The sequence below is a fragment of the Bacillus lumedeiriae genome, assembly GCF_044891285.1.
Lineage (GTDB): Bacteria > Bacillota > Bacilli > Bacillales > Domibacillaceae > Pseudobacillus > Pseudobacillus lumedeiriae.
On the sequence record NZ_JAUIYO010000046.1, the window covers coordinates 1 to 565 of the forward strand.

At 52.0% G+C, this 565-nt stretch carries 3 tRNA genes and 1 rRNA gene; all 4 read right to left on the bottom strand.

What is annotated here, in order from left to right:
• Nucleotides 1-31: 31 nt before the first annotated feature.
• Nucleotides 32-105 (bottom strand) — tRNA-Met (locus QYG89_RS17040).
• A gap of 162 nt (nucleotides 106-267) precedes the next feature.
• A tRNA-Val gene (locus QYG89_RS17045) sits at nucleotides 268-343 on the bottom strand.
• Between the two features lie 5 nt (nucleotides 344-348).
• Nucleotides 349-423, bottom strand: a tRNA-Glu gene (locus QYG89_RS17050).
• 42 nt (nucleotides 424-465) lie between these two features.
• Nucleotides 466-565 (bottom strand): 5S ribosomal RNA (gene rrf / locus QYG89_RS17055); the annotation flags it as partial.

Sequence of the window (565 nt, forward strand, 5' to 3'; positions counted from 1 at the left end):
CATTCTAACCAACTGAACTACCGGACCATGATTGCGGGGACAGGATTTGAACCTGCGACCTTCGGGTTATGAGCCCGACGAGCTACCGAACTGCTCCACCCCGCGACGTTGTGAATAAATAAATGAAATATTTCATGTCCGAGAAAATGACCGCCCCGATTTTGGAAAGATAAATCAAGATGAAGCTCAATCGGTGCGCTGCAGCGGATTCGGAGAAGCTTATTCGGACGTGCTCCACCCCGCGATAATAAGAATGTTGATGTAATATGGTGGAGGATGACGGGATCGAACCGCCGACCCTCTGCTTGTAAGGCAGATGCTCTCCCAGCTGAGCTAATCCTCCATGAATGGTGACCCCTACGGGATTCGAACCCGTGTTACCGCCGTGAAAGGGCGGTGTCTTAACCGCTTGACCAAGGGGCCGGTTATGTATTGATCCAAAATAAAAACCCCTATTGGGGATGTGCCTGGCAGCGTCCTACTCTCACAGGGGGAAGCCCCCAACTACCATCGGCGCTGAAGAGCTTAACTTCCGTGTTCGGTATGGGAACGGGTGTGACCTCTT